Origin of the sequence: Pontibacter populi, from assembly GCF_019336435.1 — a bacterium.
Classification (GTDB): Bacteria; Bacteroidota; Bacteroidia; order Cytophagales; family Hymenobacteraceae; genus Pontibacter; species Pontibacter humidus.
In genome coordinates, this window is record NZ_JAHWXQ010000001.1 from 969,649 (window position 1) to 991,436 (window position 21,788).

General features: G+C 46.1%; 22 protein-coding genes. 13 read left to right on the top strand and 9 right to left on the bottom strand.

The window, feature by feature from the left end; all coding sequences use genetic code 11:
* The first annotated feature begins 1 nt into the window (after window position 1).
* The 9 genes from KYK27_RS04190 to KYK27_RS04230 all read left to right on the top strand — a co-directional run bounded on the left by KYK27_RS04190 (window position 2) and on the right by KYK27_RS04230 (window position 6,733).
* On the top strand, window positions 2–1,201 hold the full coding sequence (locus KYK27_RS04190) for a PepSY-associated TM helix domain-containing protein (protein WP_199108753.1): 1,200 nt from the start codon (window positions 2–4) through the stop codon (window positions 1,199–1,201).
* A 231-nt stretch (window positions 1,202–1,432) separates the two neighbouring features.
* Window positions 1,433–1,921, top strand: a complete 489-nt coding sequence (locus KYK27_RS04195) for a TlpA disulfide reductase family protein (RefSeq protein ID WP_199108754.1) — start codon at window positions 1,433–1,435, stop codon at window positions 1,919–1,921.
* A gap of 11 nt (window positions 1,922–1,932) precedes the next feature.
* The gene (locus KYK27_RS04200; protein ID WP_199108755.1) at window positions 1,933–2,562 is read left to right on the top strand and encodes a thioredoxin family protein; all 630 of its coding nucleotides are present in this window, start codon (window positions 1,933–1,935) and stop codon (window positions 2,560–2,562) included.
* A gap of 181 nt (window positions 2,563–2,743) precedes the next feature.
* Window positions 2,744–3,346 carry a DUF7010 family protein gene (locus KYK27_RS04205; RefSeq protein ID WP_199108756.1) on the top strand — a complete coding sequence of 201 codons (603 nt, stop codon included), beginning with the start codon at window positions 2,744–2,746 and terminating at the stop codon, window positions 3,344–3,346.
* Window positions 3,347–3,352: 6 nt separating this feature from the next.
* Window positions 3,353–3,874 (top strand): GNAT family N-acetyltransferase, encoded by a 522-nt coding sequence (locus tag KYK27_RS04210; protein ID WP_233150237.1) that lies wholly within the window; start codon window positions 3,353–3,355, stop codon window positions 3,872–3,874.
* 542 nt (window positions 3,875–4,416) lie between these two features.
* Window positions 4,417–4,833, top strand: a complete 417-nt coding sequence (locus KYK27_RS04215) for an SRPBCC family protein (RefSeq protein WP_199108757.1) — start codon at window positions 4,417–4,419, stop codon at window positions 4,831–4,833.
* A gap of 325 nt (window positions 4,834–5,158) precedes the next feature.
* A complete protein-coding gene (locus KYK27_RS04220; RefSeq protein ID WP_199108758.1) occupies window positions 5,159–5,479 on the top strand; it encodes an ArsR/SmtB family transcription factor in 321 nt (106 codons plus the stop codon).
* Window positions 5,476–5,985, top strand: coding sequence for an SRPBCC domain-containing protein (locus KYK27_RS04225; RefSeq protein ID WP_199108759.1), 510 nt, complete (start codon window positions 5,476–5,478; stop codon window positions 5,983–5,985). The genes KYK27_RS04220 and KYK27_RS04225 overlap by 4 nt, the downstream gene beginning before the upstream one ends.
* 166 nt (window positions 5,986–6,151) lie before the next feature.
* Window positions 6,152–6,733 carry a DUF1697 domain-containing protein gene (locus KYK27_RS04230; RefSeq protein ID WP_199108760.1) on the top strand — a complete coding sequence of 194 codons (582 nt, stop codon included), beginning with the start codon at window positions 6,152–6,154 and terminating at the stop codon, window positions 6,731–6,733.
* A gap of 17 nt (window positions 6,734–6,750) precedes the next feature.
* Here the strand turns inward: KYK27_RS04230 and KYK27_RS04235 are convergent, their stop codons facing one another.
* Window positions 6,751–7,131 (bottom strand): hypothetical protein, encoded by a 381-nt coding sequence (locus tag KYK27_RS04235; RefSeq protein ID WP_199108761.1) that lies wholly within the window; start codon window positions 7,129–7,131, stop codon window positions 6,751–6,753.
* A gap of 278 nt (window positions 7,132–7,409) precedes the next feature.
* Here KYK27_RS04235 and KYK27_RS04240 point away from each other — a divergent pair, with 278 nt between their 5' ends.
* The 4 genes from KYK27_RS04240 (at window position 7,410) to KYK27_RS04255 (ending at window position 9,968) form a co-directional block, all read left to right on the top strand.
* Entirely contained in the window at window positions 7,410–8,042 is a 633-nt protein-coding gene (locus tag KYK27_RS04240; RefSeq protein WP_199108762.1) for a C40 family peptidase, read from the top strand.
* Window positions 8,043–8,230: 188 nt separating this feature from the next.
* Window positions 8,231–8,773, top strand: a complete 543-nt coding sequence (locus KYK27_RS04245; protein WP_199108763.1) for a YkvA family protein — start codon at window positions 8,231–8,233, stop codon at window positions 8,771–8,773.
* Window positions 8,774–8,792: 19 nt separating this feature from the next.
* Window positions 8,793–8,978, top strand: a complete 186-nt coding sequence (locus KYK27_RS04250; RefSeq protein WP_199108764.1) for a hypothetical protein — start codon at window positions 8,793–8,795, stop codon at window positions 8,976–8,978.
* 249 nt (window positions 8,979–9,227) lie between these two features.
* On the top strand, window positions 9,228–9,968 hold the full coding sequence (locus KYK27_RS04255; RefSeq protein WP_199108765.1) for a M48 family metallopeptidase: 741 nt from the start codon (window positions 9,228–9,230) through the stop codon (window positions 9,966–9,968).
* Window positions 9,969–11,002: 1,034 nt separating this feature from the next.
* Here KYK27_RS04255 and KYK27_RS04260 read toward each other — a convergent pair.
* The 8 genes from KYK27_RS04260 to KYK27_RS04295 form a co-directional block, all read right to left on the bottom strand.
* Window positions 11,003–11,257: an acyl carrier protein gene (locus tag KYK27_RS04260; RefSeq protein ID WP_199108767.1), complete on the bottom strand. Its 255-nt coding sequence runs from the start codon at window positions 11,255–11,257 to the stop codon at window positions 11,003–11,005.
* A gap of 8 nt (window positions 11,258–11,265) precedes the next feature.
* The gene (locus KYK27_RS04265; RefSeq protein WP_199108768.1) at window positions 11,266–14,679 is read right to left on the bottom strand and encodes an efflux RND transporter permease subunit; all 3,414 of its coding nucleotides are present in this window, start codon (window positions 14,677–14,679) and stop codon (window positions 11,266–11,268) included.
* A 19-nt stretch (window positions 14,680–14,698) separates the two neighbouring features.
* A complete protein-coding gene (locus KYK27_RS04270) occupies window positions 14,699–15,886 on the bottom strand; it encodes an efflux RND transporter periplasmic adaptor subunit (RefSeq protein ID WP_233150238.1) in 1,188 nt (395 codons plus the stop codon).
* Window positions 15,887–15,890: 4 nt separating this feature from the next.
* Window positions 15,891–17,366, bottom strand: a complete 1,476-nt coding sequence (locus KYK27_RS04275; RefSeq protein WP_199108769.1) for a TolC family protein — start codon at window positions 17,364–17,366, stop codon at window positions 15,891–15,893.
* Between the two features lie 24 nt (window positions 17,367–17,390).
* Window positions 17,391–18,032: a TetR/AcrR family transcriptional regulator gene (locus KYK27_RS04280; RefSeq protein WP_199108770.1), complete on the bottom strand. Its 642-nt coding sequence runs from the start codon at window positions 18,030–18,032 to the stop codon at window positions 17,391–17,393.
* Window positions 18,033–18,277: 245 nt separating this feature from the next.
* Window positions 18,278–19,021: a LytR/AlgR family response regulator transcription factor gene (locus KYK27_RS04285; protein WP_199108771.1), complete on the bottom strand. Its 744-nt coding sequence runs from the start codon at window positions 19,019–19,021 to the stop codon at window positions 18,278–18,280.
* Window positions 18,999–20,039 carry a sensor histidine kinase gene (locus KYK27_RS04290; protein ID WP_233150239.1) on the bottom strand — a complete coding sequence of 347 codons (1,041 nt, stop codon included), beginning with the start codon at window positions 20,037–20,039 and terminating at the stop codon, window positions 18,999–19,001. Before KYK27_RS04290 ends, KYK27_RS04285 begins: the two co-directional genes overlap by 23 nt.
* An 18-nt stretch (window positions 20,040–20,057) precedes the next feature.
* Window positions 20,058–20,870, bottom strand: coding sequence for a LiaF transmembrane domain-containing protein (locus KYK27_RS04295; protein ID WP_199108772.1), 813 nt, complete (start codon window positions 20,868–20,870; stop codon window positions 20,058–20,060).
* Between the last annotated feature and the right edge of the window lie 918 nt (window positions 20,871–21,788).

The following is a 21,788-nucleotide window of genomic DNA, read 5'->3' on the forward strand; positions in this document are numbered from 1 at the left end:
TATGGAAAAGAGCTTTAGCTGGCGAAAACTGTTTAACGATGTACACTTGTGGCTGGGCATTGGCAGTGGTCTTGTATTATTTATAGTATGCCTTACGGGCACGATCTACACGTTCAGGTCGGATATTGAGGAAATGCTGGAGCCGGAAAAATACACGGTAACAGTGCCAGCCAATGGTCAGGCACTCTCCCCGGATGCGCTAATTGCCAAACTGGAGCAGGAGCAGCAAGGTACGGTTGTATCGTTAGAGATTCCGGCTGAAAAAGAAAGCAGCTACCGTGTAAGTATTGCCCCGCCCGTTACCGAAGAGCCAAAAGCAAAAGGCGAAGGCCGTGGCGGTGAAGGCCCCAGACCAACAACTTACTTTGTAAACCCTTATACCGGAACTATAGCTGGCACTACCGAAGGCCCAGCTTCGGAGTTTTTTGGCACCGTTATGAAAGCGCACCGCTGGCTGCTGATGGGCGACAGCGTGGGTCGTATTATAGTTGGTATTGCTACCATTATTTTCACGTTCCTGTGCCTGACCGGACTTGTGCTGTGGTGGCCTAAAAAACTGAAGAACTGGAAGCAAGGCTTTAAAGTTAAAACGGATGCCAACTGGAAACGCATCAACCACGACCTGCACAACACGTTTGGCTTTTACGCTTTTATATTACTCCTGATCATGTCGCTGACAGGCCTTTGCTGGTCGTTTGAGTGGTACCGCGAAGCGCTGGGCAAGGTAATGGGTGCCGAGGTATTTAAGGGCCGTAAAGAGAAACCGCTTTCTAGTTTTGCCACTGCAGATGCTACTACCTTAACTACAGAAGATTTTATAGTTAAAGCCAATGCTCTGTTGCCCTACGAAGGTAACATGCGCGTATCGCTGCCAGATAATGACTCCACAGCTGTAGTTATCACAAAGAGCCAGGCCGGATTTTTAGCCCTGAATGCATCTGACAAAGTACAGCTGGACCAGCACAACGGCCAAGCGCTTAAAGTTGATATTTTTGCTGAAAAGCCTCTTAACGAACAGATCGTATCGCTGGTAAAGCCGCTGCATTTAGGTGATGTATATGGCACCTTCTCGAAGATACTCTATTTCCTGGCCTGCCTTATTGCTACCAGCTTACCCGTAACGGGTACCATTATCTGGATAAACAAGCTAAACAAAAAAGGAAAGAAAAAGCTGAAAGCAAGAACTATAGCAACTGTGTAGACAAAATTGTTAAAAGCTTAAATTAGAAAAGGCTTCTTGCACAAAGAAGCCTTTTCTAATTTAAAACCGCCTGTTTCTGGTACGTGTAAATCCGTTACATCCATGTAAAAAGCAAATTCATACTTCCCTGTAGTCTATTCGTCTAAAACCTGTCGTTATACTTCTGATTCTCAGGCTCTCTGCTTAAATTTATACCTATAATACAGTATATCCACACCACGTTGTATCTCCATGAAACCGATCCATATTCTCTGCACTGCTTTTATCCTCACGCTGGCAGGCTTTGCGGCCCAGGCCCAGGATGTAAACGTGGTAAAATTTGATAAACTTCAACAGCTGCGTAATTCTGATTCTGATACGCTATATGTGGTAAACTTCTGGGCAACCTGGTGTGGCCCGTGCATAAAGGAAATGCCGTATTTTGAGGCCGTAAACAAACAGTACCAGAACCAGCCGGTGCGAGTGATATTAGTAAGTATGGATGCTAAGAAGGATCTGGAAAAGGTAAAAACGTTTATGCAGCGCCGTAACATAGCATCGGATGTATGGCTGCTGGATGAGACTGATGCTAACACCTGGATAGACAAACTGGAACCGAAATGGAGTGGCGCTATACCAGCAACTATACTCTTCAACAATAAGCGCGAACAATACTACTTTGTAGAGAAAGAACTGAAACAGGACGAGCTTCAAAACCTGGTACTAAAATTTAAACCATAAACTATACTTCTATGAAAAAACCGATCTTACCTCTGACTTACACTTTTTGCTTGCTCCTGGTTGGCGTTCTGCTTGCTGCTACTCCTGCAAACCCAGGCTACCAGGTTGGCGATACAGCTACCGATTTTAAATTGAAGAACGTAGATGGAAAGATGGTATCAATGGCAGATTATAAGGATGCCAAAGGTTTTATAGTTACGTTTACCTGCAATACCTGCCCTTACTCTGTAGCCTACGAGGATCGTATTATTGCCCTGCACAATAAATATGCACCAAAAGGTTACCCTGTTATCGCCATCAACCCTAACAGCGTAACTGTTTCGCCTAGAGACTCCTACGCTGATATGCAGCGACGTGCCAAAGACAAAAAATTTCCGTTTGCTTACCTCCAGGACAAAACCCAGGATATAACCAAAGCCTACGGTGCCACCCGCACGCCGCACTTATACATTGTGCAGAAACAAAAAGACGGGAAGTTGAAGGTAGCGTACATTGGCACTATAGATGATAACAGCCACGAGCCTGCGCAGGTACAAAAGAAATACGCCGAAGCCGCTTTAGATGAACTGGTAGCCAACAAAACCGTGAGCCAGCCTAACACAAAAGCCATTGGCTGTACTATAAAATGGCGCGAAGCATAAGCCGTAAACTATAGCTTAAACTATAAAGCACCTGTCATTTGGTTGACAGGTGCTTTTTTATTAACTAATATCTAATAATTTGTATATTTAAACTGAGACTTATTGCCAGTGCTTAAGCAAGTATAGTATAACATATCAAAAAAAATGAAGCTTACCCGAAATCCCCATAAAACTAATCCAGATGAATAACATACCATTGGTAAACACTGATCAACTTACAAAAGGCTCAGCAGAAGATTTACAGCAGCTGCAACATGCTCAACAAGATATGCGAAACGCTTACCTAAATGGTTTCCCTGGCGTGGTTGTATCTGGCACGGTTTGGCTTGCCTCAGCTCTTGTAGCCCTCTATTTGTCGCCTACTAAAGCGGTTTGGACCTTACTTGTTGGGGGCGTTTTTATTCACCCTGTTAGTATGCTGTTCAATAAAGTTTTGGGAGCAGCTGGTGCACACGCTCAAAGTAATCCCCTGGGCAAGCTTGGCATGGAAGGAACGTTGTTTATGATCATGTGCCTGCCTCTGGCCTATGGGCTGTCTTTTCAAAAAGTAGAATGGTTTTTTCAAGGCATGCTCCTCATCATCGGGGGTCGGTATCTGCATTTTGCAACGATTTACGGGTCAAGGCTCTACTGGGCGTTAGGCATAGGACTAGGGATTTCAGCCTATCTTCTATTTAGCATAAATTCACCTTCCCATGCAACGCTTTTGGTGGGTGCAGCTATTGAGGTATTGTTCGGTCTTGTCATGCTTACCATACTTCGCAGGAGAAAATCGTCATTATAAAGTTAATTGGATTTAAAAGCATTAGCCGCCAGCAAGGCGTATAGGCTATGGCTGCGCCTCACCCACATTATGCACGAGACGTTAGCTGCAAGCACTAAAACATTTTTAAATTATTTAACTAAAATGGATATAAAATACAGCTTCGATTACAAACCTACTGCCGAGCAGGTTATTGAACTCTATTACAACTGTGGCTTGCCTCGCCCGACACGAGACAAAGAAAGAATTCAAAAGATGTTTGATAACTCCAATCTAATTGTAACGGCGTGGCACGAGGGCTTATTAGTTGGTGTTTCACGTTCGATAACAGATTGGGTATGGAGTTGCTATCTAGCAGACCTTGCAGTAAGGCAAGAATATAAAAAGGCAGGTATCGGTAAAAAATTAATACAGTTAACAAAAGAAAGGGTTGGAGAACAATCAATGGTTTTACTCTTGTCTGTTCCGACGGCTATGGAATATTATCCTAAAGTTGGATTTGTGAAGCAAGAAAGTAGCTTCATCTTAAATCGAGCGGATTGGCAGTGAACCCGATAATAATTTTTCAAAGCTAGCTTCAAGAAGAGCTAAATTTGACACAAGTAAGTATCCAAGGAGTGGCAACTCAGATTTCAAAAACGCTTGCAGATAAATATTTCTCAGAGAGAAACAAAGACAGCCAAATAATTTCCATCGTGAGCAAACAAGGATATGTAATTACAGATGTAGACGGACTCATAGAGGAATGTAATAGAATTGAGCAAAGCTCAGGAAATAATAAGCTAAGTAGACCAGAATATTGGGGAGGTTATACAATAAAGCCTGTGTGAATTGAATTTTTAGAATTCAAAACGACCCAGTTTCATAATCGGGATTTGTACACAATAGAGAACCAAAAATGGGTTTTACAAACATTACAACCATAGATTGAAAAATGCCAGCAGCTAACACTGTATATAAATCATGCTACGCCCCACGGCCTTGCACGTTTTTTATACTAACCGTCAGTTCAAATTCATAAACACCAAGCATTGCTTAATCACAAGCATTGCTTAATCAACAAAGCGGAACTCAGCAAACTACCTAAAACAATGGAAAAAACACAGATCATTATCACAGCTACCATCTCAGCAGTTATAAGCAAAGTATGGGAGTATTATACCAACCCAGCGCACATAACCCAATGGAATTTTGCTACAGAAGACTGGCAATGCCCGAGAGCGGAAAACGACCTGCGCGTTGGCGGGAAGTACAATGCCAGAATGGAGGCCAAAGACGGAAGCTTCGGGTTTGATTTTGAGGCGATTTATAATGAAGTGGTAGATCAGAAAAAACTAACTTATAGTTTAGCGGACGGAAGGCAGGTCACAACCGAGTTTAAAGACCTTGACGGAACCACAAAAGTAACCACCACTTTTGATGCAGAAACCGAAAACGATGTAGAAATGCAACGCGCCGGCTGGCAGGCAATACTGGATAACTTTAAAAAGTACGTTGAAACCAACTAGCAGCCAGAAACTATAACAGCCCCCGGAACCAGTTAACCAAACCATGCGTCCCATCTTCAGCAACATTTTAGCAGTAATTGCTTGGAGCGTTGTAAACTTGGGCCTTAAACAGGTTAGCGGTTCCATTGTTTCACCAGAGGCACACATACTACTACCAAAGGCTTAAAGACAGCCATGCACACTGTTTATACACGCCTGTAAGTCATAATTTTATAATTACCCGCCCGTACTTCTAACGCTCTATCTTTAATCTGAAAAAATTTGCGAAACCGAATAGTTGCACGTATATTAGCAACCGATTGGTTTCGTAATAAAATTAAAAAATATGAGACGGGATGTTTTTCAGGCGATAGCCGATCCTACAAGACGGGCGATTATTGTCTTAATTGCATTGCAGGCAATGACACCAAATGCCATTGCTGACAACTTCAACATTACCCGACAGGCTGTTTCTAAACACCTTCGCATACTCACAGAATGTGAACTGGTTAAACAGGAACAACAAGGCAGGGAAATTTACTACTCCCTTGAAATTGAAAAAATGAAAGAGATTGACAAGTGGCTTAACCAATTCAGAGAAATTTGGGAAGACCGATTCAATCAACTTGACAAAGTATTATCAACAATCAAAAACCAGAAGAAATGAAAACCAATTTGCTATTCGATTTTACAGTTGACAAAACAACGAAAACGGTATTCGTAAACAGAGAATTTGCTGCCGACCGTTCGCTGGTATGGGATGCTTTTACCAAACAGGAAATACTTGACCAGTGGTGGGCTCCAAAACCATGGGAATCAAAAACAAAATCTATGGATTTTAGAGTTGGCGGACGAAGATTGTATGCCATGGTAAGCCCGGAAGGACAAGAGCATTGGTCAATTCAGGAGTTTACTTCTATCAGCCCAACAACTAATTTCAAAATGCTGTCTGCTTTTGCTGACAAAGATGAAAACATCAATTCTGAAATGCCAACCTCTGATTGGGACCTGAGTTTTAACGAACAAAACGAAACGACAACAGTCAGTATCATTATCAAGCACAAAGCCCTTACTGATTTGGAAAAGATGCTTGAAATGGGCTTCCAGGGAGGATTTACGATGACATTGAATTACCTGGAAACCCTGTTGACAACTTTATCACAAAGACAGTAGAAAAAACTGCTTTTAACAACTGCATGGCAATAATGAGGTTACCAGTTCTGCATTCGGCACTGGTAATGCGGGTTAACTTTTGCATATTTTCTTATCAGACAGTTTTAAAAACCGCCACAATCGACAAGCAATTTCATAGTAAAAATACTTAATAAAAATCAAACCAATGAGCCAGAAACCAAATAAGAACAGGTATGTAGCTTTACTGCGCGGTATAAATGTGGGTGGCAAGCATAAAGTGCCAATGGCGGAGCTTAAAACGGTGATGGCAAAATTGGGATTCGGGCAAGTAGAAACGCTGCTAAACTCCGGAAACGTTATTTTTGATGCTACGCCTGTTCCGGAAAAAGAATTAGAAACTATAATTGCCGATAGCCTTGAAAAAGCATTCGGGTTCCCGATACCTGTACTGATACGGGATGCCGGTGTTATAGCAGACCTGCTTCAGAACAATCCTTTTCGGGAAGTAGAAGTTACCAAAGATACCCGCCTTTACATTTCCTTTCTTAAAGAGGAGCCTGCCACTAACGTAGCCAACGCCTGGGCCACCGCTGACGGAGCTTTCCGGGTACTGGGGATACGCGACAGAACGATTTGCAGTGTGCTTGACCTTGCTCTTACCCAAACCACCAAAGGCATGGATGAACTGGAACTGCTTTACGGCAAAAACATGACCACCAGAAACTGGAACACTATAGAACGCATAGCAACTAAAATGGCAACCTTACCGATCTGTCCGGCAACATAACCGAAAGCAAACACGGGCTATACTTTCTTTTTAACATCGGCTGGCTGCGGTAAGCCGGATGGTTGTATAGTTTCAGCTTCTTTCTTAAGCTGCTCGCTAAAAAAGCGTTTGTGTTTCATGCCGGCTTCCCGGGCTTCCACTTCAAACTTGTTGTTATAATACCCCACCCGCCACGACTCTTTCAGGTACAGCCACAAAAACCGGAAATAGCCGTGCTCCTGAAATTGCCTGATATGGCACAGCTCGTGCTCAAACCAGCCTTTATCTTCTAGAAAAGTCTGCCTGTCTACGCCGCTCAGGTGTATGCTTTTGCCAAGTACCATAGCCACGTTCCGGCTCTTTAAAACCATGCGGGCAATACGCGCAAAAGGCGATCGTTCTACTATTTTATAGTTCATTTTCAGACAATCAGATTTATAACTTTTATGCTTTACTGTTAAACTATAATAACACTCTAAAGAGTAAACGGTATCTAAGCATGGGTGAATGCATCTTATTTACAGGCGGATACGCAACACCACTCATTTGCCTGTTAAAAATTTTGCACTTATCTTTGCCCGAAGCAGCATTAAACAAAATACCATTTTATTGTTTAAACCAATTTTGGTGCAAAAAGCTGCTTAAATAAGGTGAAACTGTTTACCCGCACTAAGTGGGAGCTAACTAGCCAAACCCTATGAAAAAAACCATCATACTAAGTATACTGGCGACTTTATCGCTTGTTCTGTCATACTTCTACGAAGTTACGCCCGCTGAGTCGGCGGACCTGCCTGCACCGATTGCAACTATAACGCCTTACGCCATTAATTCCGGCGAAGACCTGACCAATGCCCTGCTCCTGAAAGCGCCCCTGGTAACACTGCCGGAGCCTGAGCCAAAGCCAGAACCTGAATCGGAGGCATTTTACTCTAAAAAGCTGCGCATGCAGTTTGCCACAAGCAAAAACAAAGACCTGATACAAACGGTGGCCGGCTGGCTCGGCACTCCTTATAGTTATGGACGAGGTTCTAAAAATGGCACAGACTGTTCCGGTTTCGTAACCAGCATTTACCGGGATGTATATGGCATTAAGTTAAGCCGCAGTTCGCAGTCTATGTACCAGGATGTGAAACGTGTAAAAAAGGACAACCTGCGTACAGGAGACCTTGTTTTCTTTAAGCGCGGACCAAAGCAGCCGATCTTCCATGTGGGCATCTACCTTAAGAATGGCAAATTCATACATTCTGCTACAAGTGGTGGTGTAATGGTAAGCTCGCTTCAGGAGCCTTTCTACCGGAAGAACTACTACGCCGGCGGCCGCGTAAATTAAACAGCCTAAACTATAGTTTATAAGCCTTGCAGCTACCTGCGGGGCTTTTTTATTTACTATAGGTACAACAATTTTATATGCGGCAAGTATAGGAAGGTTAGCATTACTTTAACCAACTTTGCACCCGCAAAAGCAGCAACTACAAACCAATAAATCAGTAACACAAACAGGCATTACAACTATAAACTATGGATAACCAGGCACCCGACGGCAAAAACATATCCCAAAGCTCGATCTTTAAAACCCTGCTGGCAAAAGCCGAAAAATACCTGAAGCACCCCGCAGAAGTAACCAAGCTACTGAACGAGGCTTTTAAGAAAGCTACGGCTAAGAAAAGCGTTGGCACCCTGGCCGCCGAAGCCTGGGAAAACCTGCAGCTGCTGTCGCGCATGATAAAAGCAGCCGTGGCCGGCGATTACAAAGGCATACCTACTACAACACTGGTAGGTGGCGTGGCAGTTATTCTTTACTTTATTATGCCTATTGATATTATACCGGACTTTATACCGGTAATTGGTTTGCTGGATGATGCCAGCCTGCTGGCCTGGTTCATGACAACTATAAAAACAGAGCTCGACCGCTTTAAGGAATGGGATATTTTACACCAGGAGCAGCAGCGGCAGGCAGCTCATAACAGCGCACCCCATAACGCCGACAGCTCTTTTGGCACCCCAAAATACAGCGACCGCTCCGGCGATAACGTAGAAGTAGAGAGGCATACTGAATTGTAATTCTTAAACTACTATACCTATGAAACCAGATAACAAAAACCAGAACCAGGAAAATAAGGCAACCAACAAGCAGGAAAAAGATCCTGAAGTTGCCGGAACAGGCAAAGCGAACAAAGAACCGACGCTACGTTCTTATACCACCGACAGTAGTCGTTCGCACGAAAGCCGCCACGACGATATGGCAACAGGTGGCAACATCCGTTAATTATAAGTAAATTTTAAAGTAGCCTGCCACTTAAAACCGGCAGGCTTTTTTGTGCTTTTACAAGCTCGGACGGCGGCTTTTATACTTGTAATAACTATAGATTTGAGGACGCCAAACCCTTAGAATATAGTACAATTCAAATACACATATTTAAATAAAAAGAGAAAAAAGACCGCTATATATTGGATTGCTAAGGCAATATTTATCTATATTTGATCGAAAGATTTTGTATTTTAACTTTTAGCCAAGGTGCCTACAACTTTTTTAAAACTCTCATCTGTCAATGTTCACATCGACGGCATCGGGAAAGTCTTGATAGAGCGCAGCGATAAAGCCAAGCGCATCAGTATTAGCGTGAGGCCTCTGAAAGGTATCAGAGTAGCCGTGCCTCCCCATATCAGCTTCGATAAAGCCGAACAGCTTATCTATACCAAAGCCGACTGGATAAAGGAGCACCAAACCCGCATGCAGGAGCAGGAAACAAAGGTCACCACTTATGATCCAGATACGGAGTTTAAGACCAGGTTCCATACGCTCCGGTTGCTTACTCATGCTCAGTATAACATGCGTTGCGTGATAGAAGGTGGCTACATAAATGTATTTTACCCTGCCTTTAAAGATGCCAGCGAACCTGAAGTACAGAAGTTTATCCGCAAATCGATAGAAGAGACATATCGCAAGGAGGCAAAAGAATATCTGCCACAACGGGTTGCTTTTTTTGCTGAGCGCTTTGGGTTTGAGTACCAGACAGTATTTATCAAAAATGCGAAAAGCCGTTGGGGAAGTTGCTCTCACACCAACAACATCAACCTGAACCTGCACCTGATGCGCCTGCCTGACGCCCTCTGCGACTACGTGATCCTGCATGAACTGGCACACACGGTAGAAAAGAACCACGGCCCCCGCTTCTGGAAATTGCTGGATAAAGTTTGCGGCAACTCCAAAGCCCTGGATAAAAAGCTGAAAGATTACCGTATCTCCATTTTCTAAGCACCGCTATTGATTATACTGCTACTATAGTAAAACCTGTATAAAGCTCCCTTGCCTGCCGTGTCTTCATTGGTGGGCAAGGGCGTTTTTTATTTAGGTTGGGATTTTGTGATAGTTACTCCCTCTCCGCTGGCGCGGGTTTGCAACCCGTGTCTAACTATGGTGTTGAGTATCCTGACTCAACTGGCCCGGCAGGGACAGGCAAAAGTAGTAACGCTGGTTATAGTTCTATTGGTGCCATGGTCCAACCACCCCCAACCCCTCCTTGTCTAAGGCGGGGAGCTCTTACGGCCTTTGCTACAGTTCATCTTATAGTTTCATCGTTGGTGTTTTAACCCACCCCTACCCCTCCCGAGAGGGGAATTTCGGCTGTCGCCATTGTTCGTGGCTATAGTTCTATAGTTACCGTTTGTCATCCCCCTCACCCCTTCAAAGGGGGACTTCTCTGCTACTACCTCTCAACTGTCATTTCGACGAAAGGAGAAATCTGAGTTTTCTATAGTCACAGTCCACAATCAGGACAGGTTTACCTGTCCCTTTGGAATTATAATCCCGATAAATTTCGAAGCGAGCAGGTTCAAACTATAGACAAACTATGGCTAGTCGAAACTTCTCAGTCTTTGGGTTGAGCGCCTTTGATTTGTTGCGGTGGCGCAGCCAACCCGAGCAGAGCGAGGGTAGCAAGAAAGCAGCAGCGCGATGCCCGAAGACGAGGCCTCCCGGCCGTGAGGGCACCAAAGTCAACTATAGAACAGTAGATATGTAGAGCTCCCAGGATTATAGGTAACTATGGAAGGAAAGGCTTGGTTCGAATAGTAAGTATATTCAACTATAGGCAAAGCTGTTGGTGAGTTTGTCCCTGCCGGGCCAGTTGAGTCAGTAGACTCAACTTCATCACAAGTCACGAGCGAGGCCGCTCGCGCCAGCATCGGGATACACGAAATGACAAAGAGGGGAAACTATAGCAAAGGGAAGGCTTTAAACTAAAAAAGGCGGGATTGCTCCCGCCTTTTTTAGTTTAAAATGTAAAACTGTTACGCCGCTACCAGGTCCGAATGATCGGCCACATAGGTTACAAAATCACCAACCGTGTTAATCGGAACTTCATCCGGAATAACGATGTGGTATTTCTTCTCCAGGGCAAGTATAATATCAACTACATCCAGCGTGTCGAAACCAAGCTTTTGCTCTAAACTAACATCAGTTTTCAGGCGGGATGGCTTTACTTTTTTTGTTCTGCTAATGATGCGGATAACCTCCTGCTCAATAGCTTTATCTATTGTACTCATGGATACTATTAATATGTGTATTCTCTAACTTTACCATTCACAGGCAATTCGTCCTGCTTTATCTTCAGGGCTGCGGCGCGTTTCTTTTTGCCAATCAGCCTGTCTTTTAATTTCTCGTTCAGTAAATACATGACCGGTACTATAAGCAGCGTCACGATCGTCGCAAATCCCAGGCCAAAAATGATGGTCCAGGCAAGCGGGCCCCAGAAAGCTGCACTTTCACCACCCATAAAAAAGTTCGGTTTGAACTCCGTAAACAGGGTATAGAAGTTAAGGTTAATACCCAACGCCAGCGGCACCAGACCCAGTATAGTTGCCGTGGCCGTAAGCAGCACCGGATTAAGGCGCGTTTTACCAGCTTCCACTATCGCTTCCTTCAGTTCCTTGCCTTCTTCCAGCAACAGGTCTGTAAACTCAACTATAAGTATACCGTTCTTCACCACTATACCAGCAAGTGCCACTATACCCACACCCGTCATCACAATAGACGCATCCATTTTAAAGATCGAGAAGCCCAACAGCACCCCGATAATGGAGAACAGCACTTCTGAAAGAATAATAAATGGTTTGGATACCGAGTTGAACTGTGTTACCAGGATCAGGAAGATGATAAAGAAAGCAGCTATAAGGGCCATGAACAGAAACTGACCTGTTTCCTGCTGCTCCTCCTGCTGGCCGCCCATGCGTACTTCGTAACCTTCCGGCGTCTGGAAATTCTGCAATGACTGCTCTATCTGTTGCACCACTTCGTTGGCATTGTACCCAGCCAGTACATTCGACTCCAAAGTTACAACACGTTTCAGGTTTTTTCGCTTAATACCGCCATAAGTTGTACCATATTCTATAGTTGCTACTGATGATAGCGGAATCTGGCGCACCTGCCCTGAGTTCATGTCACGGAATGTGATGCGGGAATCCAGTAGAGCATCTATGTTTTTGCGGTAAGGCTCCGCATAGCGCACCTGTATCGGATATTCATCCTCGTCTAGCTTAAACTTAGAAGCTTCTCTGCCGAAAATAGCTGTTCTTATCTCCTGTCCTATCTGGGCCGTACTAATGCCCTCACGGTTGGCGCGCTCCCGGTTAATGTTGATCACAATTTCGGGCTTGCTGTCTTCCAGGTCCGACTTCAGGCCTTCAATCCCTTCAATCTGCTGGTTGGAGATGAACTGTTCCACATTTTTAGACAGCGCAATTAAATCCGGAAACTCTTCGCCGGAGATTTCGATACTGATCGGTTTACCAACCGGCGGGCCGTTCTGCTCTTTATCCACGGTTATCTCCGCGCCAGGTATGCCTTTCACAGCTTCCCTGATCTCACTCAGATATTCCGAAGAAGTTTTATTGCCTGTGCGGTTCATAAACTCTACAAAAGCTACCGTTACTTTTCCTTTATGTGATTGCGCAGTGGTGCTTCGGTCGTTCTGGTCGCCGGCGCCAATCGCCACGTTCGAAATAACCGACTCCACATCGGGATTGTTTTCGCCAATCACCTTATAAATTCGCTTCTCCACTACCTGCGTTACCGAGTCTGTTACAAACTGGTCGGTACCCACCGGCATCTGGATATAAGCATACACAAAGTTCGGGTCGCTGTCGGGGAAGAAAACCACCTTAGGCGAGCGCACCGCTACCAGCACTATAGAAAGTATCAGCAAACCGAAGATGCCTGCAAATACCCCAACCGGTCTCCAGCCTGCCAGCATCCAGCGTAGTAATCTTTCGTAGCCAGCCATAAACCTAGGCAGTGTGTTGTTCTGGAATTTGTTGATCAGCCCGGTGAAAACAAAGCGGTTCAGCACTACCAGAATTACGCCCAGCATGATCAGGTTAGCCGTACCGAACGAGCCTACGATGTAGAAAACAACAGCTATTGCTACAATCACTCCTATGATGATCAGGAAGCGTTTGTTTTGTTTGGCTGTAGGGGCTGCGTTATCCTTCTTCATAAAGGATGCGGCAAACACCGGGTTGATGATGAAAGCCACCAGCAACGATGCCATCAGGGTTACGATGAGCGTAAGTGGCAGGTAAAACATGAACTCCCCAACTATACCCGGCCAGAAGAGCAGCGGCAGAAAAGGAGCTATAGTTGTAAGCGTGCCCGCCAGCACCGGAACAAACACTTCGCCGGCAGCCACTTTCGCCGCTTTAGCTATAGGTAGGTTAGAATTATGGAAGATACGGTGCGTGTTCTCGATTACCACAATAGCATCGTCCACTACTATACCCAGGGCAAGCAGGAAGGCAAACAGCACGATCATGTTCAGCGATACGCCTGTGGAATCGAACAGCAGGAAGGCCACGAACATGGAGATAGGCACCGACAAGCCCACAAAAATGGCGTTGGTGGTACCCATAAAGAACATCAGGATGATGGTTACCAGCACAAACCCGATGATAATAGTATTGATCAGGTCGTTCAGGGTATGCTTGGTTTGGGTGGCCTGCTCGCCTGTTACGGTTACTTTCAGGTCCGATGGCAGCACTGTGCCTTCCATCTCGCTCAGCAGGTCATCGATCTTGTTTGATGCTTCGATCAGGTTTTCGCCGCTGCGTTTGATCACGTTCAGGGTGATAACAGGCGCATTGTCCAGGCGGGCAAAGCTTTCCTGCTCTTCAAAACCCTCTCTTACAGCAGCAATTTCCTTTAACTGAATGTTGGCACCCGGCACCGATTTTATCACAATATCACCGATCTTGTTCGGGTCTACATACTGGCCTACCACGCGCACCGATCGTTTCATTTCGCCCACCGTTACATTGCCGCCCGAGAGCGTCATGTTTTCCATGGCAATGGCATTGGCGATATCGTTGAAGGTAACTTTGGCGGCCTGCATTTTATACATATCCACATCTACCTGCACTTCCTTGTCCAGGGCGCCGGCCATGTCTACGCGGGTTATCTCGCTCAGCGACTCGATGCGGTCCTGTATGTCTTCGGCATAGTTCTTCAGCTGGTCCAAACTATAGTTACCCGACACATTTACCTGCATAATCGGAAACTCCGAGAAGTTGATATCCTGCACGCTTGGCTCCTGGTCCAGGTCGGTAGGCAGGTCAGAGCGCGCTTTGTCCACTGCATCCTTTACCTGCTGCTTTGCTTCCGACACATCCACATCGGTGTTAAACTCCACCACAACCATCGAGAAATCCTGGATGGAATTGGATGTGATCTTTTTAACCCCGGAGATAGATTTTATTTCCTTCTCGATGGGCCTTGTAACCAGGTTTTCCATATCCGTGGGCGATGTGCCGGGGTAAATGGTACCCACAAACACGGTCGGGATCACGATGTCGGGAAAGTTCTCTTTCTGGATGTTGATGTAGGAAAAGATACCCCAGATCGAGAGGATCAGCGTGATGATGTAAATACTGGTTTTATTATTGACAGCCCAACTAGTTGGTTTGAACTCTTTCATAGTTTTAGGAATGTAGGGTTTATTTCTGGCTCAGGCTGCTGCCGGCGGTTTGCTCAAATACAACTGGCTGGCCTTCGTTCAGGCTCTGGTAGCCGGCCGTAATTATCTGGTCGTTGGTTGCCAGTCCGCTCAGCACTTCGGTTTTGCCCTGGTAGGTCTGGCCGGTCTTTATTTCGCGCTTAGCTGCCACGTAGCCGTTGCCTTCTTTTTTAGCCACATACACGTACTCCGATTTCTCGTCTTTCTGCACCAGGTTAACCGGTACCACAATGGTGTTGTCGTTGTTATAGTCCTGGATGCGCACCACCGCCACCAGGTTAGGGCGCAGCTCCACAGCCCTGGCATCTTTTAGTTTGAGCTCTACAGTAAATGTGCGGCTGGTCGGGTTAATGAATTTGCCTACTACATCCACTGTTGTCACTACTTCTTTGTCAAGGTCCGGAAAGTAAACTATAGCTTTATCGCCTTTACTGATGTGCGTCAGGTATGCCTCAGACACTTCGGCCACAATTTTGCCACCGGCAATGTTCACGACTCTGATGATGCCCACGCCCGGCGCTACTGCTTCGCCAGTATTCGGAATCACTTCATCTACCACACCGCTAACCGGAGCTTTCACATTGAATTGGTCGCGCTGTTGCTGCAGGGCTGCCAGGTTGCGCTCCAGGGCTTCCTTGTTATTTTTGGCAGTCAGGAACTGCATTTCGGTACCTATTTTCTGATCCCACAGGTTTTTCTGTTTTTCATAAGCTATGCGGGCCAGGTCCAGGCGGGTGCGCAGTTCGGCAAGGTTCTGCTCCAATACCTGCGCATCTATAGTTGCCATCGTCTGTCCTTTGCTTACACGGTCGCCAGGCTGCACACGCACACTGGTGAGCACACCCGGTACTCGGGCACTTACCAGCACATCCTGGTCAAACGCCACCTTGCCCTGCATCTCCAGGTAGTGGTTAAAAGTATCTAGCTGCACCGTTGCCACCGACACTGGAACCGTTTTTTGAGGCTTATTTACTTTTTTGCCTTCGGCCTTCAGTTGTACTTCCAGGTCGGCAATCTGCTTTTCTATAGTTGCCTGCTGCTCGCGCAGTTCGGCTAGCTGGGCTTCCTTATCGGTGCCGCTACCGCCGCAGGCAGTAAGGCCAAGTATAAGCGCTATAGTTGCGATACCTATAATGCGTGTCATTTTCAGTTCTGTCAGGTTTTTCATGGTTTTATTTTGAGATCAGGGTGCCGTTGGCTTTTTCTAAATTTACTTTGGCAATCAGAGCGTCGTAGATGGCGGCGTAATAGTTGGTCTGTGCCTGACGCAGGTCGGTTTCGGCGGTTATCACTTCCAGGTTAGAGCCTACTCCTTCCTGGTATTTGATCTTGGCAACACGGGCTATACTTTCGGCAAGTTCCAGGTTCTCCTGCTGCGATTTCAGTACATCCAGGGCATTAGTGAGTTCTGTAGATGCCTGGTCCAGCTGCAAATCAATGCTTTGACGCAGGGTCTCAAAACCGTACTTGGTATTTTTTAACCTGAGCTTGGCCTGCTGCGCCTGATAATGCCTGCGTAACCCATCAAATAGCGGCACCTGCAGCTGCGCCCCAACATAACCGAAATCGAACCAGTTGCGGTCCGTGTTATTATCAGCACCGGCGCGCACGTTCATCACATCCGAAAACGACTCCCCAACACCGCTGTAACCGTATCGGGCATTTAAGTATAGTCTAGGCAGATAACCTGAATTGATGTTGCGCACATCCAGGGCAGCCAGATCGCGTTGTGTTTCCAGAATAGAGTATTCGATGCGGTTGCTATAGTTAAAGTTTTGTGCGCTGCTCTGTGTTGCATCAACTTCCACTTCGGTTAACTTGTCTGTTAAAACGACAGGCTGATTTTGCGGCAATCCCATCTGAAATTTCAGCAAGCTCTCGCTTAACTGCATCAGGCGGTCGGCTTTTTGCTGCTCTACTTTCAGGTTGTTATAAGATACGCGCAGGCGGTCCACATCCAGCTGTTCGGCCACGCCATTCTGAAACATGATGCGGGTTTGCTTCAGTAAGGTATCTAGTCGCACCAGATTCTGATTCAGAAGCTCAATTCGTTCGCGGTTTACCAGTACGCCATAGTAGGCTTTGCTTACCTGTTCGGCTATATCGATCTCGGTTTGCGTAGTGTTTTTGCGTGATAGCTCTGTATAAGTTTTGGCCGCTTTCAGGCCGATCAGGTAAGAGCCGTCGAATAGTAGCTGGCTGCCGGTTATTGCGGCGTTGCCGGTGTATGGCTGCACAAATGTGATTGCCTGCAAGCCGCCCTCTCCCGGGCGTGGCTCAGGTGTAGAATAAGTAGGCGCAAGCGTAATCGGCTGACCAGAAGCCAGCTGCTCCGGTGTAATCACAAACGGATCAAGTACCTGTGGCACACCTCCGAAATCACTTGGGTCTAAAAGGGTTTTCTGCTGTATAAAGTTATTGCCTACTTCTACACCCGCATTTAGCTGTGGCAAACCCATCGCGCGGATCTCACCGGTTCTGGCTTTGGCGATCTTTTCTTCATTTTGGGCAGCTTTTAAACTGGCCCTGTTTTGCAGAGCATAATCTATGCTTTGCTGCAGGCTAAGCGGGATGGCCTCCTGGGCCTTCAGCCCCGAAAAGCTGAACAGCGCCAGTAATGCAGCCAATAGTGTACTTCTTTTTTTCATGTTTTATTCTGGTCAGGTAGTAGGTTATTCTTCTTCTTTAATCTGTTTGAGCTCGTTTATCATTTTATGTCCTTTCAGGGTAGCCAGGCCGAGCATATAATGTTCCAGGGTAGCCATCTGCACGCGTTTCAGGTCATATTTGTGTGGCGGAAAAAGAACAGGGTTAAAAGGCAGCTCCACCTGCACCAACCGTACCTTGGCCATCACTTCCACATCCAGGTCTTTGCGGTAAAGGCCTTCCTTTATGCCACGTTCCAGGTTTTCCTTAATCTTCACGAACATATAATCGTCGCGGTGCTGCATCCATAGTTTAAAAGCTTCGGGGTGATATTTCTGCAGGTCGTGGAAAACGGAAGGGTGAAACTGGTTAAAGAGCTCTCGCGTCATGGCCATGATGTTGAAAAGCTCTTCGATGGCGTTATTAGAACTCTGAAAATGTACTTCGCAACGCTGCTGCATATCCTGCAGGTAAGCGCCTGTAGAGGCCACTACAATCTCGTTCTTGTTCTCGAACCACTTATAAATTGTCTTCTTCGACATTGCCAGGAATTGCGCAATATCATCCATCGACACACTTTTAATGCCCCGCTGGCAAAACAGCTGGAAAGCGGTGCAGGAAATTTTCTGCTTAGGATCTGTTCTCTCTTCTAACTCGGCGTTGCTCATAACGGCGCAAAACTATGGAAACGATTTTTATATCCAAAGTTTCCAAAGGGGTATTTTGTTTAAGGAAAAGTGCATAAACTTCTCATTTCCAGATAAATTGCAAAAGCTATAGTTAGCAGTTTCCATACCCATTTCCTGACAAACTCCTGTGTTATACAGACCAACACCAGCATAAACTATAGGAATAGCAAACCAGGCACTTCACCGGACTGGTGTTGCAACACAGAAGATTGATAGAAAAAAATTTACAGTCCTAGCACGGTGCGCAGTTTGGTATAACCGCTCTTACTCAGCGGGATACGTATGCCGTTTTTGAGCAGGGCTACGTGGCTGTCTTTCTCTAGGGGTTCGATTCGGGTGAGTTGGGAGATGGGGATCATAAAGGAACGGTGCACACGTACAAACTGCGCTGGGTCGAGCGTCTGTTCGTAATAGCCCATCGTCTTCTTTTTGAGGAAGAGGCCGTCTTTGGTGTGGATCTTTACATAATCATCGTAGGCTTCCAGGTACAGTACATCCTGCACAGGTATTATCCGGATGTCGTTGCCGGCTTTTACTACAATGCGCATCCGCTCTTCGGGTTGTTTGGCGGGCACTTCGCTAAGGTCTATAGTTGGCTTTTCTGCTGTTTCTATAGTTCGCTTTTCCTGCCATTTCTTCAGCGCTGCATCAAACCGTTCCTGACTGAAGGGCTTTAACAGATAATCCACGGCATTTGATTCAAAAGCCTTCAGGGCATAATTATCAAACGCGGTGGTAAAGATCACACCCGGTTGCTGCTCTACCAGTTCCAGCATCTCAAACCCGTTTATTTTCGGCATTTGGATGTCCAAAAATATCAGATCGGGGTGGTGCTGCTTTATGGCTTTTATACCTTCAAAACCATCGCCACATTCCTGAACTATAGTTACATCCGGATGCTGCAATAGGTATTCGGCAACTATACTGCGGGCCAGCGGTTCGTCGTCAATTATGAGGCACTTGATCATAGTTCTGTGGTATAGTTACGGTGGTGGTAAATTGGTTTTCGTGCTGTTGCGTTTGCACCAGGTCGGGGCGGGCGTAAAGCAGGTACAGCCTGCGCTGCACCGAGTTTAATCCGAAGCCTGTTCCCTCCTGGGCCTGCGAGGCATCCGTATCAAAAGGGTTCTGTATCTGGATGAGTAATCCTTCTTCTGCCCGATCAGCTTTTATACTTATAGTTGTTTCGCCTGTAGTGCCGTAAAGTCCGAATTTAATCGCGTTTTCTACAAGCGGCTGCAATAGTAAAGCGGGTAATTTTAAGGCTTTGGCATCTTCCGATACCTCTACTATAGTTTGCAGCCGGTGCCCGAAACGCACTTTTTCGATGGCCAGATACAATTCCAGTTGTGTTAGCTCTTCGGACAGGGTTACGCGTTGCTGGTTTTCTTTGCGCAGGGTGCCCCGTAAAAAATCGGATAATTGCTGCACCATGGCCCTGGCTAACGCTGGTTTGCTTACCACCAACGCACTGATCGAATTAAGACTGTTAAATAGGAAATGTGGCTGTAATTGCTGTCTCAAAGTATAAAGCTCAGCTTCGCGGGCCAGTTTCTCAGTAGCGGCTTTTCGCTCTTCGTGCTGGCGCTGCTCTTTGGTATAAAACCAGAACCAGTTTATCAGCAATAACAACAGCAGCAGCAACCATCCGAACACCAGTCGCATTGGCAACGAATCGCCAACAAAACTCAGGTACAGCTCATCGGCTACCAACCTGTCAATCAGGAAACTATAAACCAACGTGCAGATACCGGCCAGGCCCAAGCTCCAGGCCATAAGCAGCACTCCCTGGCGCAAGGTTGGCTGGTAGTAACGCAGCCCCGTGCCCGCAGCGTAACCGGCTATAGTTAGCAGCATGTTGTAGAGCAGCGCATCTTTTAAAGTCAGGCCAAGGTTATAGTTTGCCGGCAACAGCACCAGCACAAACACCCCTGACCAGAAAGCCGCCCATGCCACATATAGCCAGATCACCCGTGTTGGAGCCATCGTTTGCAGCCGTTTAAATTAGTAACTCTTAATGTCGAGGCCGCCGAACAAGGCAGTTCCTTTTATGATAAGCACTTTGTTAGGGTCGTAACCGCCTGGCAGCATCATGCGCTTATCCGATACGCCACCCAGTATAGCTACCACTTCAGAGCGTACTTCCCAGTGTGGGGGTATAATCAGCGAGGTTCCGCCAAAGATCTGTGTCGTATCCAGCACAACCGGCTGTTGCATATCTGCCTGCGCGAAATTTAGTTCGTTGCCGCCAAACACGCTCACTATTTCGCCGCCTTTAAAGTTCTTGGTCAGGATGTTGCGCTTTACACCACCTAAAATGGCCGTAGAGTTTACATAGTCATCTCCGGATACAGCTGCATCTCCCGCATAAGTACTTCCTGTGTTTGCTTCGTTGGAAGTTACACCATAAGGGGGCATAGTTGGTAAACCCGACGCAAAACGTGGGCGCATATCGCGTTTCGGCTTTAGTATTACCCAAAGGCCAATTGTAATGATCACGATCGGCCAGATGTAATTCCGGATCGATATTCCCGGCACAAAATCATCAATCAGGAAGATTACGCCTAAGGCCACCGGCAAAATCCAGCCTGGGTTACGGAACGAATGTTTGAACCCAATAAATAAGCCGGCCAGTATCGGAATCATCTGCCACGAGAATAGCCAGCGTGGCAAAAAGACTACATTCATTTTAGAAGCCAGCAGCACAACGCCTACCAGCACGAGCAGTAGCCCGGCCATTACGCGGCCGCTTCGGTTATCGGCACGGTTCTTCCAGCCTTTGTACCCTTTGTTTGTGTTCAGATCCTGATTTTCCATAGTTGTTTCGTTTTAATTTCTGATCAAATGTACTTCAATCAGCAAGTGGCAGCTATAGTTAGTAGGCTGGCCAGGGCAAAAAGTCGGTAAGCTGCAGGGTTGCGTCGGTAAACGAAGGAGAGCTTATACTTACCGCCCGCTTATAGTATAGTAAAGTTGCTATATTATTTTGATTTTACCCTATTCCAGGCTTTTCCTTTTGTCAAGAGCCTTACACCAAAATAGGGGTAGGAGTTTTTGTCTGAATCAGGATTTCCAGGATTAAAGGATTTTCAGGATTGGGCTTTTTGCTATAGTTGGAGTTGTAGTTCTATAGCTTGCGGGGTCCAACCCCCGGTCCCCCTTGTCTAATGCGGGGAGCTTTCTGCTGTTGCTATAGTTGATTTATAATTCTATAGTTTCTTTTTTAACCCACCCCTACCCCTCCCGAGAGGGGAATTTTCTGCTATTGCTATAGTTTGAGCTACAGTTCTATAGTTTCCGTTTGTCATCCCCCTGCCCCCTTCAAAGGGGACTTTTATTTCTTTACCAACTCACAAACTATAGTTCTATAGTTACAGACCACGAGCAGGCCAAGTAAACTTGGCCCCAAGGAACTATAGCCACGAATAAATAACCGATCTGCTTTAGCCAAGAGTAAATAAAGAAACTATAGCTAAGGCAGTAACTATCGAACTAATCACAGTCTTCGGGTGGAGCGCCTTGTAGATTTCTGGTGCCTGTAAGGGCATTGTGAGGAACGAGAAAAAGAAATGTACACCGCGCGATGCCCGAAGACGGGGCCTCCCGGCCGTGAGGGCACCAAAGCTAACTATGACAACTATAGTTTAGTAAAGCTCCCAGGATTACAGGATATTTGAAAGAAAGGCTTGGTCGGATTACAGAACATCTAGCTATAAGCCGAGATAGATTTCTCTC